General features: G+C 60.7%; 11 protein-coding genes. 8 read left to right on the plus strand and 3 right to left on the minus strand.

Going from position 1 to position 13,077, the window contains the following annotated elements:
• The first annotated feature begins 13 nt into the window (after positions 1–13).
• Together cysS and CAF76_RS20820 are read left to right on the plus strand one after the other, a co-directional pair.
• Entirely contained in the window at positions 14–1,396 is a 1,383-nt protein-coding gene (gene cysS / locus CAF76_RS20815; RefSeq protein ID WP_039767472.1) for a cysteine--tRNA ligase, read from the plus strand.
• A 340-nt stretch (positions 1,397–1,736) separates the two neighbouring features.
• Positions 1,737–2,954, plus strand: coding sequence for an MFS transporter (locus CAF76_RS20820; RefSeq protein ID WP_085648266.1), 1,218 nt, complete (start codon positions 1,737–1,739; stop codon positions 2,952–2,954).
• Positions 2,955–3,142: 188 nt separating this feature from the next.
• Here the strand turns inward: CAF76_RS20820 and CAF76_RS20825 are convergent, their stop codons facing one another.
• Positions 3,143–5,008 carry a sigma-54-dependent Fis family transcriptional regulator gene (locus CAF76_RS20825; protein ID WP_085648267.1) on the minus strand — a complete coding sequence of 622 codons (1,866 nt, stop codon included), beginning with the start codon at positions 5,006–5,008 and terminating at the stop codon, positions 3,143–3,145.
• Positions 5,009–5,278: 270 nt separating this feature from the next.
• Here CAF76_RS20825 and CAF76_RS20830 point away from each other — a divergent pair, with 270 nt between their 5' ends.
• Genes CAF76_RS20830 through CAF76_RS20855 form a run of 6 tightly spaced genes read left to right on the plus strand, consistent with a single transcriptional unit; the run spans position 5,279 to position 11,231 of the window.
• Positions 5,279–6,373 (plus strand): ABC transporter ATP-binding protein, encoded by a 1,095-nt coding sequence (locus CAF76_RS20830; RefSeq protein ID WP_064597764.1) that lies wholly within the window; start codon positions 5,279–5,281, stop codon positions 6,371–6,373.
• Positions 6,373–7,485: an ABC transporter ATP-binding protein gene (locus CAF76_RS20835; RefSeq protein WP_007951488.1), complete on the plus strand. Its 1,113-nt coding sequence runs from the start codon at positions 6,373–6,375 to the stop codon at positions 7,483–7,485. Before CAF76_RS20830 ends, CAF76_RS20835 begins: the two co-directional genes overlap by 1 nt.
• Positions 7,482–8,348, plus strand: a complete 867-nt coding sequence (locus CAF76_RS20840) for a carbohydrate ABC transporter permease (protein WP_007951487.1) — start codon at positions 7,482–7,484, stop codon at positions 8,346–8,348. Before CAF76_RS20835 ends, CAF76_RS20840 begins: the two co-directional genes overlap by 4 nt.
• 9 nt (positions 8,349–8,357) lie before the next feature.
• Positions 8,358–9,158 carry a carbohydrate ABC transporter permease gene (locus CAF76_RS20845; protein ID WP_007951486.1) on the plus strand — a complete coding sequence of 267 codons (801 nt, stop codon included), beginning with the start codon at positions 8,358–8,360 and terminating at the stop codon, positions 9,156–9,158.
• 10 nt (positions 9,159–9,168) lie between these two features.
• Positions 9,169–9,441 carry a DUF2160 domain-containing protein gene (locus tag CAF76_RS20850; RefSeq protein WP_039767461.1) on the plus strand — a complete coding sequence of 91 codons (273 nt, stop codon included), beginning with the start codon at positions 9,169–9,171 and terminating at the stop codon, positions 9,439–9,441.
• A 47-nt stretch (positions 9,442–9,488) separates the two neighbouring features.
• Positions 9,489–11,231, plus strand: a complete 1,743-nt coding sequence (locus CAF76_RS20855) for an ABC transporter substrate-binding protein (protein ID WP_085648268.1) — start codon at positions 9,489–9,491, stop codon at positions 11,229–11,231.
• A 42-nt stretch (positions 11,232–11,273) separates the two neighbouring features.
• Here CAF76_RS20855 and CAF76_RS20860 read toward each other — a convergent pair whose 3' ends face one another.
• Both CAF76_RS20860 and CAF76_RS20865 read right to left on the minus strand, forming a co-directional pair.
• Positions 11,274–12,152: an alpha/beta fold hydrolase gene (locus CAF76_RS20860; protein ID WP_085648269.1), complete on the minus strand. Its 879-nt coding sequence runs from the start codon at positions 12,150–12,152 to the stop codon at positions 11,274–11,276.
• A complete protein-coding gene (locus CAF76_RS20865) occupies positions 12,149–13,054 on the minus strand; it encodes a trans-aconitate 2-methyltransferase (protein ID WP_256579643.1) in 906 nt (301 codons plus the stop codon). The genes CAF76_RS20860 and CAF76_RS20865 overlap by 4 nt, the downstream gene beginning before the upstream one ends.
• Between the last annotated feature and the right edge of the window lie 23 nt (positions 13,055–13,077).

Here is a 13,077-nt window from a genome sequence, read left to right on the forward strand (position 1 = left end):
TTAAGGAAACACCGTGCTTACGATCTACAACACGCTCACCAAGAGCAAAGAAGTCTTCAAGCCGCTGGATGGCAACAAGGTGCGCATGTACGTCTGCGGGATGACCGTGTACGACTACTGCCACCTGGGCCACGGCCGCAGCATGGTCGCGTTCGACCTGGTGACCCGCTGGTTGCGGTTCAGCGGTTATGACCTGACCTATGTGCGCAACATCACCGACATCGACGACAAGATCATCAACCGGGCCAACGAGAACGGCGAGTCGTTCGAAGCGTTGACCGAGCGCATGATCGCCGCGATGCACGAAGACGAAGCGCGCCTGAACATCCAGAAGCCGGACATGGAGCCGCGTGCCACGGACCACATTCCGGGCATGCACGCGATGATCCAGACCCTGATCGACAAGGGTTACGCCTACGCCCCGGGCAATGGCGACGTGTACTACCGCGTCGGCAAGTTCATGGGCTACGGCAAGCTCTCGCGCAAGAAGATCGAAGACCTGCGCATCGGTGCGCGGATCGAGGTCGACGAAGCCAAGGAAGATCCGCTGGACTTCGTGCTGTGGAAAGGCGTCAAGCCGGGCGAGCCGAGCTGGGAATCGCCGTGGGGCGCCGGGCGTCCGGGCTGGCACATCGAGTGCTCGGTGATGTCCACCTGCTGCCTGGGTGAGACGTTCGACATTCATGGCGGCGGCAGCGACCTCGAGTTCCCGCACCACGAAAACGAAATCGCCCAGAGCGAAGCGGCCACCGGCAAGACCTACGCCAACGCGTGGATGCATTGCGGCATGATCCGTATCAATGGCGAGAAGATGTCCAAGTCCTTGAACAACTTCTTCACCATTCGCGACGTGCTCGACAAGTACCACCCGGAAGTCGTGCGTTACCTGCTGGTATCGAGCCACTACCGCAGCGCGATCAACTATTCGGAAGACAACCTCAAGGACGCCAAGGGCGCACTGGAGCGTTTCTACCACGCGTTGAAAGGCCTGCCGAACGTGGCACCGGCTGGCGGTGAAGCGTTCGTCGAGCGTTTCACCACGGTGATGAACGACGACTTCGGCACGCCGGAAGCCTGCGCGGTGCTGTTCGAGATGGTCCGTGAGATCAACCGTCTGCGCGAGAGCGATCTCGATGCAGCGGCCGGTCTGGCGGCGCGTCTGAAAGAACTGGCCAGCGTGCTGGGTGTGTTGCAGCTCGAAGCCGATGACTTCCTGCAAGCTGGTGCCGAAGGGCGCGTGGATGCAGCCGAAGTCGAGGCGCTGATCGCTGCGCGTCTGGCGGCACGGGCCGGCAAGGACTGGGCCGAATCCGACCGCATCCGCGACCAGCTCACCGCCATGGGCGTGGTGCTGGAAGACGGCAAGGGCGGCACGACCTGGCGTCTGGCTGACTGATTGCTGCACCTGTTGCAAACAAAACCCGCCTTGTGCGGGTTTTTGTTTGGCTGCGAGAAGAGCCCCTCACCCTAACCCTCTCCCAAAGGGAGAGGGGACTGAATGGGGGATATTCAAGAAATACGCCGACCTGAAAGGTTTTCTCCGAATCCATAATCGACGCAATCTCTCAGGTCGATGTAGAACGCCAGACACCTCGGTCAGCTCCCTCTCCCTCCGGGCGGTCCGACGTTTCGGGAGGGCTGGGGTGAGGGATTGCTTTTGACGTTCGCGTAGGTCTTGATGTCCGCAACGCGCTCAGCCGGATGCTGATCGGCGACGTTTATGGAATGGAGGAATCATGGCTAATCACTATCGCGAGTTGGTATCGACACCCGGCGCGACCGGGCTGATCCTCGCGAGCTCTATTGCCCGACTGCCACAGGCAATGATCGGCATCGGCATCATCACCATGCTGGTGCAGCAGACCGGCGTTTACTGGCTGGCCGGTGCAGTCGCCGGTACGTTTACCCTGGCCAATGCGCTGCTCGGCCCGCGCATCTCGAAACAGGTTGATCGGCGTGGCCAGAGTCGCGTGCTGCCCGTCGTCACGGCGTTCAGCATCGTCATGTTGCTGGCGCTGATTGTTGCGGTGCACCTGAGGGCGCCGGCCGCGCTGTTTTTTGTGCTGGCGGCACTGGCGGGGACGATGCCGAGCATGCCGTCCATGATCCGCGCACGCTGGACGCAGCTGTTTCGTGGCAAGCCACAACTGCACACCGCGTTCTCGCTGGACACGGTCCTCACCGAACTGGCTTACATCATCGGCCCGCCACTGGCGATCGGTTTGAGCGTGAGTTTCTTCGCGGAAGCCGGGCCGCTGGTGGCGGTGGGGTTGCTGGCCGTCGGCGTGACGGCGTTTCTCATGCAGCGTCAGACCGAACCGAAAGTCGTGGCGGGTAACCGGAAAAACAGCGGTTCGACCCTGCTGATTCCCGGCGTTCGCACCATTGTCCTGGCACTGCTGGCGATGGGCGCCATTGGCGGATCGATCGATGTCGCCGTTGTGGCGTTCGCCAATGCCCAGGGCTGGCCAGCATCCGCTACCTTCATTCTTGCCGCTTATGCGTTCGGCTCGCTGGTGGCGGGCCTGACCTTCGGCGCGTTGCGGGTTTCGCTGGCGATTGAAAAGCAGTTCTTTATCGGGATCCTGGTCACGGCAGTCACCGGCGTATTGCCGATTTTCTCACCGGACGTTTATGTCCTTACCGCGATGCTGTTTATCGCCGGCATCTCGTTTGCGCCGACCATGGTGGTGGTCATGAAGCTGGGAACAATCATCATCCCAGCAGCGAGGATGACCGAAGGCCTGACGTGGATGACCACCGGGATCAGCATCGGCGTGGCACTCGGCGGCATGCTGGCGGGGTTGGTGATTGATGCCTGGGGCGCCCGGGCAGGGTTCGGCGTTGCGATAGCCGCAGGTCTGATGATGATGGTCGTGGTGCTGATGGGCCTGCGGACGTTGGCGGCCGCATCGGCTGCGCCTGTTGAGTCAGCCTTTTCACCCTCACCCTAGCCCTCTCCCCCAGGAGAGGGGACCGATTGGGGGATGTTCGAGAGGTACACCGACTTGAACGATTGGCGCCGAATCCATATTCCACTGGTTTTTTCAGGTCGATGTAAAACGCAAGACACCTCGGTCGGCTCCCTCTCCTGGGGGAGAGGGCTGGGCGGGCGGTGTTCCGATGAGGGGAAGGGGTTTACTCAACCTTCAATCTGTCGCAATCGCTTGTACAGCGTATTGCGGCTCACCCCCAATCGCCGAGCCAGGTGGGAAATATTCCCGCCGGCCAGTTGCAACTCCCGGTTCAGCGCCTCGGCATCGTTCAGGTCGATGCCCAACGGCTCGGCCACTTCCACGGGCTCCATCTCCAGATCGACGAAGAAGTCGTCCGGCAAATGCTCGGGCCGGATCGGTTGTTCCTCGGCCATTGCCAGCGCCACCTGCATCACGCTGCTGACCTGGCGCAGATTGCCCGGCCACGGGTGCCGTTCGAACAGTTCCAGCACCTCGCGACTCAATCCCGCCCACTGCGATGGCTCGCGATGCTGTTCCCACAACCGCTTGAACAGCGCCTGCTTGTCGCTGCGCTCGCGAAGCGGAGGTAGTTCCAAGGTCAGGCCGCCGATGCGGTAGTACAAATCCTCGCGAAAGCGCCCCAGTTGCACCTGTTCCCTGAGCGAACGGTTGGTGGCGGAAATGATCCGCAGATCCACCGGGAACAGCTCGCTGCTGCCCACCGGTTGCACGCAGCGCTCCTGCAACACCCGCAACAGCCGGGCCTGAGTCGGCAGCGGCATGTCGCCGATTTCGTCGAGGAACAGCGTGCCCTTGTCGGCCTTGCGGATCAGGCCGATGCTGCCTTTCTGGTTGGCGCCGGTAAACGCGCCTTTCTCGTAGCCGAACAGCTCGGACTCCACCAGTTCGGCGGGGATCGCCGCGCAGTTGACGGCAATGAACGCCTGTTTGCTGCGGGAGCTGGCCTGGTGCAGGGCCTTGACGAAGACTTCCTTGCCGACCCCGGTTTCGCCGTGAATCAGCAGCGGGATGTCCTTTTCCAGCAAGCGTTCGGCCTGGCGCACGGCTTTCTCCACGCGGCTGTCGCCGAAGTGCAACGTGCTCAGGCTGATGGCCGTGGGTGCGGCGACTTTCGGTTCGGCGGTTCTGGTTTCAGCGGTTCTTGTTTCAGTAAAGACTCGCGCCTGAATCGGCGCCTGTTTAGGCCGTTTCAATAAACACTGGAAACGATTGCGCCCGGAAGTCTGCAAGGCAAACGGCAAACCGTCCGGCTGATTGATCAACTCCAGCAACGACACCTTGAACAGGCTTTCAACGCTGACCCGCGACAAGCGCACACCCAGCAGATTGTCGGCCCGACGGTTGGCCGACAGCACCTGACCGCTCTCATCAAAGATCAGCAGCCCGGCCCACTGGCTGTCGAGATTGTTCAACCCGGTGTTGAAGGTCAGTTGAAAGTGCTGGCCATGGAACAGGTTGAGGATCAGCCGGTTTTCCACGGTCTGGCTCATCATCTTGACCATGCCGAGGGTGTGCGAGGGCGGCAGGTAGCTGTCGCTGGACACATCGAGTACGGCGATGACCTTGCGCTCGGCATCGAAAATCGGTGCGGCGGAACCGGTCATGAAGCGGTTGGCCTTGAGAAAGTGTTCATCGTGTTCGATGTGCACCGCCTGCTCGCAGGCCAGCGCCGTGCCGATGGCGTTGGTGCCGCTGGCGCGTTCGATCCAACTCGCTCCCGGTTGAAAACCCCGCGCCAGACTCGGCTCGATAAAGCGTTGCGTGCCCCACGAGGTCAGCACCTGGCCCTGATTGTCGGCGAGCATGATCAGGCAGTTGGAATTGCTGAGGATGTTTTCGTAGTAGGGCAAGACTTCCTGGTGGGTGGTCTGCACCAGCGCGTGATGGCTGTCGAGCAGATGCGCGATGCCGGCGGCGGGCAACTGATCAAAGGCCGGGGCGCTTTGGTGATCCAGACCGAACGCGCGGCAACGTTGCCAGGAACTCTGGACGAGGGCGTCGTGGGAAAGCGGCGGGGCAGGTGCGGCCATGATTGGCAGTCTCTGAAGGGTGCTTTGTTGTTTTTGTTATGGCTCGTTCGACGAGCAAAAAGCATCCATAGAGTGTTGTTCACTATTGTTCATTGTCAATCGCCCGACTGTTCAATTGTTCAGTAGCAACTGTTCACTTGTGTTCAGCTACGAACCACGGTTTGTGTGGCTTTCAGCGAATCTGGCGGTAAATCAACAGCTTACCGTTTTTGGCACGAATGTCGCTCTGCAGGACAGGTCGCTTGACTCCAATAATAAAAAGGCCGAGCCATGTCACTCACCCTGGAGCACGTCTGCCGTACCGTCGAGGGCCAGACCTGGATCGACGATGCGAGCCTGAAATTCGAACCTGGATCCTTCAACGTTTTGCTCGGACGCACGCTGTCCGGCAAGACCAGTCTGATGCGTCTGATGGCCGGTCTGGACAAGCCCGACAGCGGCCGCATCCTGATGAACGGCGTCGACGTCACCCAGCGTCCGGTGCGCTTGCGCAACGTGTCGATGGTTTATCAGCAGTTCATCAATTACCCGACCATGACGGTGTTCGAGAACATCGCCTCGCCGCTGCGCCAGGCCGGGATCTCCAACGAGCAGATCCAGAGCAAGGTGCAGGAAACCGCGAAGATGCTGCGCATCGAGAAGTTTCTCAAGCGCTATCCGCTGGAACTGTCCGGCGGCCAGCAACAGCGCACGGCCATGGCCCGGGCGCTGGTCAAGGATGCCGAGCTGATTCTGTTCGACGAGCCGCTGGTCAACCTCGACTACAAGCTGCGCGAAGAACTGCGCCAGGAAATGCGCGAGCTGTTCAAGGCGCGCCACACCATCGCCATCTACGCCACCACCGAGCCCAACGAAGCGCTGGCGCTGGGCGGCACCACCACCATTCTGCACGAGGGCCGGGTGATCCAGAGCGGCCCGTCGACCGAGGTCTATCACCAGCCGCAAACGGTGCTGGCGGCTGAATTGTTCTCCGAGCCGCCGATCAACCTGATGCCGGGGCGTATCGCCGGTAACGAAGTGAGTTTCGCCAACTTCGTGCACTTCCCGCTGAACGTCGACCTGCGGCCGGTGGGCGAGGGCGAGTTCCGTTTTGGCGTGCGCCCGAGCCACATCTCGCTGGTGCCGAGCAACGATGACGACCTGGAACTGGCGGTGACCGTCGAGGTGGCGGAAATCAGCGGTTCGGAAACCTTCCTGCACGTGCGCAACGAGCATTTCCTGCTGGTGCTGCATCTGCCGGGTGTTCACGAATACGACGTCGATGCGCCGATCCGCATCTATATCCCGACCCATAAACTGTTTGTGTTCGATGCGCAGGGCCGTCTGGTGCAGGCACCGGGCCGGCGCGTCGCGAGGGTTGCCTGATGGCCGAAATCCGTTTGCAGCACCTCGCCCACAGCTACAGCAAAACCCCGAGCGGGCCCGAGGATTACGCGATCCGCGAGATGGACCATATCTGGGAGCAGGGCGGCGCCTATGCCTTGCTCGGCCCTTCGGGTTGCGGCAAATCGACCTTGCTCAACATCATTTCTGGTCTGCTCAGCCCGTCTCAGGGGCATGTGCTGTTCGACGGCAAAGCGGTCAACGACCTGACCCCGGAGAAGCGCAACATTGCCCAGGTGTTCCAGTTCCCGGTGGTGTACGACACCATGACCGTGTTCGACAACCTGGCCTTTCCCCTGCGCAATCAGGGCCTGGCCGAGGCGAAAGTTCACAGCAAGGTGCAGGAAATCGCCGAAGTTCTCGACCTGCAGAACCTCCTGAGCAAGAAGGCGCGCAACCTCACCGCCGACGAAAAACAGAAAGTCTCCATGGGCCGTGGCCTGGTGCGCGATGACGTCTCGGCGATTCTGTTCGACGAGCCGCTGACGGTGATCGACCCGCACCTGAAATGGAAACTGCGGCGCAAGCTCAAGCAGATCCACGAGCAGTTCAACATCACCATGGTCTACGTCACCCACGATCAACTGGAGGCTTCGACCTTCGCCGACAAGATCGCGGTGATGTACGGCGGCCAGATCGTCCAGTTCGGAACGCCACGGGAATTGTTCGAACGACCGAGCCACACCTTTGTCGGCTACTTCATCGGCAGCCCGGGGATGAACCTGATCGAAGTGCAACCGCAACCGGGCGGGGTCGGTTTCAATTCAACCCATCTGCCGCTGTCCGACGGCTTGCAGCGCCATATCGAACACGGCCAGTGGAAAAATCTGAAGGTCGGCATCCGTCCCGAGTTCATCCATGTGTGGGACGAGCCGTTTGATGACGCGATGCAGGCGCGGGTCGTACACGTCGAAGACCTCGGCACCTACAAGATCATGACCCTGGATCTGGACGGCGCGCCGCTGAAAGTGCGTCTGGCCGAGGACAAACCGGTGCCGCAGGGCACGGCGTACATCAGTTTTCCGGCGCAGTGGCTGATGGTCTATGCCGACGAGTTTCTGCTGGATGCCACCGACAGCGAGGTACAGCCATGAACAAGGTGCAGAACAACAAGGCCTGGTGGCTGGTGTTGCCGGTGTTCCTGCTGGTGGCGTTCAGTGCCGTGATCCCGATGATGACCGTGGTCAACTATTCGGTGCAGGACATTTTCGACCAGTCCAGCCGCTACTTCGTCGGTGCCGACTGGTACAAGCAGGTGCTGCTCGATCCGCGTCTGCACGACTCGTTGCTACGCCAGTTCATCTACTCGGCGTGTGTGCTGCTGATCGAAATCCCCCTCGGGATCGCCATTGCCCTGACCATGCCGACCAAGGGTCGCTGGTCGTCGGTGGTGCTGATCGTGCTGGCGATCCCGTTGCTGATTCCATGGAACGTCGTCGGCACCATCTGGCAGATTTTCGGTCGTGCCGACATCGGCCTGCTGGGTTCGAGCCTCAACGCCATGGGCATCAGCTACAACTACGCGGCCAACACCATGGACGCCTGGGTCACGGTGCTGGTGATGGACGTCTGGCACTGGACTTCGCTGGTGGCGCTGCTGTGTTTCTCCGGCCTGCGGGCGATTCCCGATGTGTATTACCAGGCCGCGCGCATCGACCGGGCCTCGGCCTGGGCCGTGTTCCGGCACATTCAGTTACCGAAGTTGAAGAGCGTGCTGTTGATCGCGGTGATGCTGCGCTTCATGGACAGCTTCATGATCTACACCGAACCGTTCGTGCTCACCGGCGGCGGGCCGGGTAACTCTACGACCTTTCTGAGTCAGACCTTGACCCAGATGGCCGTAGGCCAATTCGACCTGGGGCCGGCGGCGGCATTCTCGCTGGTGTACTTCCTGATCATCCTGCTGGTGTCCTGGCTGTTCTACACCGCCATGACCCACAACGATGCCAACCGCTGAGGCCCGGCCATGAGCAAAAGAAAGCTGATTCCCCTGCTGCTCTACATTCTGTTCCTGCTGGTGCCGATCTACTGGCTGCTGAACATGTCGTTCAAGAGCAACACCGAAATCCTCGGCGGACTGACCCTTTTCCCACAGGATTTCACGCTGGCGAACTACAAGGTGATCTTCACCGACCCGAGCTGGTACACCGGTTATATCAACTCGCTGTACTACGTCAGTCTGAACACGATCATTTCTCTGACCGTGGCGCTGCCGGCGGCGTATGCGTTTTCGCGCTACCGCTTTCTCGGTGACAAGCACCTGTTCTTCTGGCTGCTGACCAACCGCATGGCGCCACCGGCGGTGTTCCTGCTGCCGTTCTTCCAGCTGTATTCGTCGATCGGTCTGTTCGATACCCACATCGCCGTGGCGCTGGCGCACTGCCTGTTCAACGTGCCGTTGGCGGTGTGGATCCTTGAAGGCTTCATGTCCGGGGTGCCGAAGGAAATCGACGAAACCGCCTACATCGACGGCTACAGCTTTCCCAAGTTCTTCGTGAAGATCTTCATTCCGCTGATCGGATCCGGCATCGGTGTGACAGCGTTTTTCTGCTTCATGTTTTCCTGGGTCGAGCTGCTGCTGGCGCGCACGCTGACCTCGGTGAACGCCAAACCGATCGCGGCGGTGATGACGCGCACGGTGTCGGCATCCGGGATTGACTGGGGCGTACTGGCGGCAGCGGGGGTGTTGACTATTCTCCCCGGCATGCTGGTGATCTGGTTCGTTCGCAACCACGTGGCCAAGGGCTTTGCCCTGGGCCGGGTCTGAGGAACTGATGATGGAATGGATGAGCTGGACCGTCCCGACGGCGGCGTTTTTCATCGTGATCGGGTTGATCCTGGTGGGCATGACCACCTGGGAATTGCGCTCGCCGAGCATCTTGCGGCGAGGGTTTCTGCCGATTGCCACCACCCGTGGCGATCGTTTGTTCATCGGTCTTCTCGGCAGCGCCTACCTGCATCTGCTGGTAATCGGCGTGACCGACTGGAGCATCTGGGTAGCGTCCGCGTTGTCCCTGGTGTGGCTGTTGGCTGTGATGCGTTGGGGCTAGTCGAATCGCTCGGCAATCGTGCTCCGAAAACCTAACAGGAGGTCTCTATGTTCGATAAGAAAAATAAGCTGCGACATAGCATTTCATTGGCAGCCATGCTGGCACTCAGCGGTTTGAGCGCGTCCGCCTGGGCCGACGCCTACGAAGATGCCGCAAAAAAATGGATCGGCAGCGAATTCAAACCGTCGACCCTGACGGCCGAGCAGCAACTGGAAGAACTGAAGTGGTTCATCAAGGCGGCCGAGCCGTTCCGCGGGATGGACATCAAGGTCGTCTCGGAAACCCTGACCACCCACCAATATGAATCCAAGGTGCTGGCCAAGGCCTTCAGTGAAATCACCGGCATCAAGCTGACCCACGACCTGCTGCAGGAAGGCGACGTCGTGGAAAAAATGCAGACGGTGATGCAGTCGGACAAGAATATCTACGACGGCTGGGTCAACGACTCGGACCTGATCGGTACGCACTTTCGCTACGGCAAGACTGAATCGATCACCGACCTGATGGCCAACGAAGGCAAGAACTTCACCTCGCCGACCCTCGACATCAAGGACTTCATCGGCATCTCCTTCACCACCGCGCCGGACGGCAAGATCTATCAGTTGCCCGACCAGCAGTTCGCCAACCTTTACTGGTTCCGCGCCGACTGGTTCGAACGTGCCGACCTGAAAGCCAAGTTCAAGGAAAAGTACGGCTATGAACTGGGTGTGCCGGTGAACTGGTCGGCCTATGAAGACATCGCCAAGTTCTTCAGCGAAGACGTCAAGGAGATCGACGGCAAACGCATCTACGGGCATATGGATTACGGCAAGAAAGACCCGTCCCTGGGCTGGCGCTTCACCGATGCCTGGTTCTCCATGGCCGGTGGCGGCGACAAGGGCATTCCCAACGGCTTGCCGGTGGACGAGTGGGGAATTCGCGTCGAGGATTGCCACCCGGTCGGCTCCAGCGTGACCCGCGGCGGCGACACCAACGGACCGGCGGCGGTGTTCGCCACCACCAAATACGTCGACTGGCTGAAGAAGTACGCGCCACCGGAAGCGGCGGGCATGACCTTCTCCGAATCCGGCCCGGTGCCGTCCCAGGGCAACATCGCCCAGCAGATCTTCTGGTACACCGCCTTCACCGCCGACATGACCAAACCGGGCCTACCGGTGGTCAACGCCGACGGCACGCCGAAGTGGCGCATGGCGCCGTCGCCGCGCGGGCCGTACTGGGAAGAAGGGATGAAGCTCGGTTATCAGGACGTGGGCTCGTGGACCTTCATGAAGTCCACGCCTGAGAAACAGAAACTCGCGGCCTGGCTGTACGCGCAGTTCGTGACCTCGAAAACCGTGTCGCTGAAGAAAACCATCGTCGGTCTGACGCCGATTCGCGAGTCGGACATCAACTCGCAAGCGATGACCGATCTGGCGCCGAAACTCGGTGGTCTGGTCGAGTTCTACCGCAGCCCGGCCCGTGTGCAATGGACGCCGACCGGCACCAACGTGCCGGACTACCCACGCCTGGCACAATTGTGGTGGAGCCACATCGCCGAAGCCGCCAGCGGCGAGAAGACCCCGCAACAGGCCCTCGACGGTCTGGCCAAGGATCAGGACGCGATCATGACCCGTCTGGAACGCTCCAAGGCCCAAGCGGTGTGCGCCCCGAAAATGAACCCCGAGCGCGACGCGCAATACTGGTTCGACCAGCCGGGCGCACCCAAACCGAAACTGGCCAACGAGAAGCCGAAGGGCGAAACCGTGAGCTACAACGAACTGCTCAAGTCGTGGGAGGCGGCACGCAAGTAAGCGCCTTTGCGGGACGGAACGGCACCTTCGGGTGCCGTTTTTTTAGCCCTCGATTTCACGTTTCACCGCCCGACGCACCGCTTTGAGGAGGGCGTTTTCAAAGGCGTTGTGCCCGGCGTGCAGCAGCCGGCAGTGAATGTTCATGCGTTGCCTGAGCCAGCGCACGCTGGCCATGCCATGGGTGTCGCGGATGCCCTGGATCAGCAGGGTATTGTCGTCGAGGGTCAGGTATTCGTCCTTTGGTGTGAAGAAATAGTTGTGCAGGTGGTAATGCAGTTCGAGGCGGATCGCGAGCACCGCTTCCTGATCGACGAAGCGCTCCAGTGTGGCGCGGCAAATCGTCTGCCCTTTGCGACGTAGAACAGCGTTCAACCATTCGATGGCGGCACGGTGTTGCTGCGATGGACAGCCTTCGCCGAGGATCCGGTAGATGTTCCTGGCGCGGTCGCCGGTCGACGTTTGAGGCGATTGAGCCAACCCGTCATTGAGTGCCTGATCGTAGGCCCGGACATTGGCGGCAAACGGCACGAATACCGAAACCAGCGTGGTTTTCAGCAGGTGCTGCGGATATCGCTGTTGGTACTGGATCGCCAGCCAGCTACCCCATGACACGCCCAGCACGCTGATTTTTTCGAAGCCGAAATGTTGGCGCAGGGCATCGATGTCTTCGACACACAGCCCGGTAGTGTTATCCCGCAGTTCGCCGTAGGGCGTCGAGCGCCCGCAACCCCGTTGATCAAACAGGATGATGTCGAACCGACCCGGTTCGAAGAACTGCAAATGGTGACGGCTGATACGTCCGCCGGGGCCGCCATGGAGGAAAAACACCGGTTCGTGTCCCGGAACACCATGGCGTTCCCAATAGAGTTGATGGCCGTCGCCGGTCGGGTAATAACCTCGGCTGTGCAGGGAAAAGCTCATGGCGCCGGAACCGTCAGACGATAGACCTGGAACAGCTCATTCTGCCCCGGCCGCGCCGCGACACTGGATTCAAGTTTCAGGTGGTGGATGGACGCAAGCCAACTGACCGGAATCAGCACCGGGGTGTGACCGAAGACGAGGATCGTGCCACCGGGATTGACGCAGCGGATCAGCGATTCGAAGGCGGTCTGGGCCTCGCGGCGGGTCAAGACTTCGGCGTTGAGAAACCTCAGGATCAAGACATCACAGCGGATGCCTGTATCGAATGCCTCACTTGCCTCCAGCACGTCGAACTCGACGGACGTCCCACTGTGACATTGCCTGGCGTGTTCGATCATCGAGGCCGAACGGTCACTGCCCAGGCACAGACAGTCTGGCAAGGCGCGGGCGAGGTGGGCGATGAACGCGCCGGTCGAACAGGCCGGGTCGTAAATCAGTGCGCCTTTTTCAGCGATGGCCTGGAGCAGCCCGGCGCAGTATTCGCGCAGGTGGTGTTCGTCGGTGTTCAGCTGTTCGGCCAGTGATTCGTTGCCTTGCCAGAACTCTGCCGGGCGGACCGCTTCCCGGCCCGCCTCATCCAGCAGCGGGAAGGGAACCAGGATCTCGCTGTCAGCCTGATGCAATGCATGTTCGAAGACCTGCGCTTTCTCCGCGGGTGAGGCCGTCCGATAGCCGATCGACAACCCGTCATCCCCCCACAATGAATGCAGATGCGGGCCAAACAACATGGCGGGTTTGAGCGAGCTGCTGGCCTGCCATCGAAAATGCCGGTCACGTTGCAGGAGCTTACGGCCGACCCAGAGCTCATCGTTCACCCGCAGGAAAAAAATGTGATGCAGTCCGCTGCCTCGCGGTTCGAGGAAGTGGCCAACAGCGCCGTTCTCGTTGAGGTAAAGGCGCATGGATCGGGCCAATGTCAGTTCCC

This window comes from Pseudomonas sp. B40(2017) (genome assembly GCF_002112855.1).
In the GTDB taxonomy this organism is placed as follows: domain Bacteria; phylum Pseudomonadota; class Gammaproteobacteria; order Pseudomonadales; family Pseudomonadaceae; genus Aquipseudomonas; species Aquipseudomonas pharyngis.

Bases quoted from the DNA above. Each gene is read 5' to 3' on its own strand.
- CAF76_RS20820 (WP_085648266.1), top strand. From the start codon at position 1,737: ATGGCTAATCACTATCGCGAGTTGGTATCGACACCCGGCGCGACCGGG.
- CAF76_RS20825 (WP_085648267.1), bottom strand. From the start codon at position 5,008: ATGGCCGCACCTGCCCCGCCGCTTTCCCACGACGCCCTCGTCCAGAGT.
- CAF76_RS20830 (WP_064597764.1), top strand. From the start codon at position 5,279: ATGTCACTCACCCTGGAGCACGTCTGCCGTACCGTCGAGGGCCAGACC.
- CAF76_RS20835 (WP_007951488.1), top strand. From the start codon at position 6,373: ATGGCCGAAATCCGTTTGCAGCACCTCGCCCACAGCTACAGCAAAACC.
- CAF76_RS20840 (WP_007951487.1), top strand. From the start codon at position 7,482: ATGAACAAGGTGCAGAACAACAAGGCCTGGTGGCTGGTGTTGCCGGTG.
- CAF76_RS20845 (WP_007951486.1), top strand. From the start codon at position 8,358: ATGAGCAAAAGAAAGCTGATTCCCCTGCTGCTCTACATTCTGTTCCTG.
- CAF76_RS20850 (WP_039767461.1), top strand. From the start codon at position 9,169: ATGGAATGGATGAGCTGGACCGTCCCGACGGCGGCGTTTTTCATCGTG.
- CAF76_RS20855 (WP_085648268.1), top strand. From the start codon at position 9,489: ATGTTCGATAAGAAAAATAAGCTGCGACATAGCATTTCATTGGCAGCC.
- CAF76_RS20860 (WP_085648269.1), bottom strand. From the start codon at position 12,152: ATGAGCTTTTCCCTGCACAGCCGAGGTTATTACCCGACCGGCGACGGC.
- CAF76_RS20865 (WP_256579643.1), bottom strand. From the start codon at position 13,054: ATGCGCCTTTACCTCAACGAGAACGGCGCTGTTGGCCACTTCCTCGAA.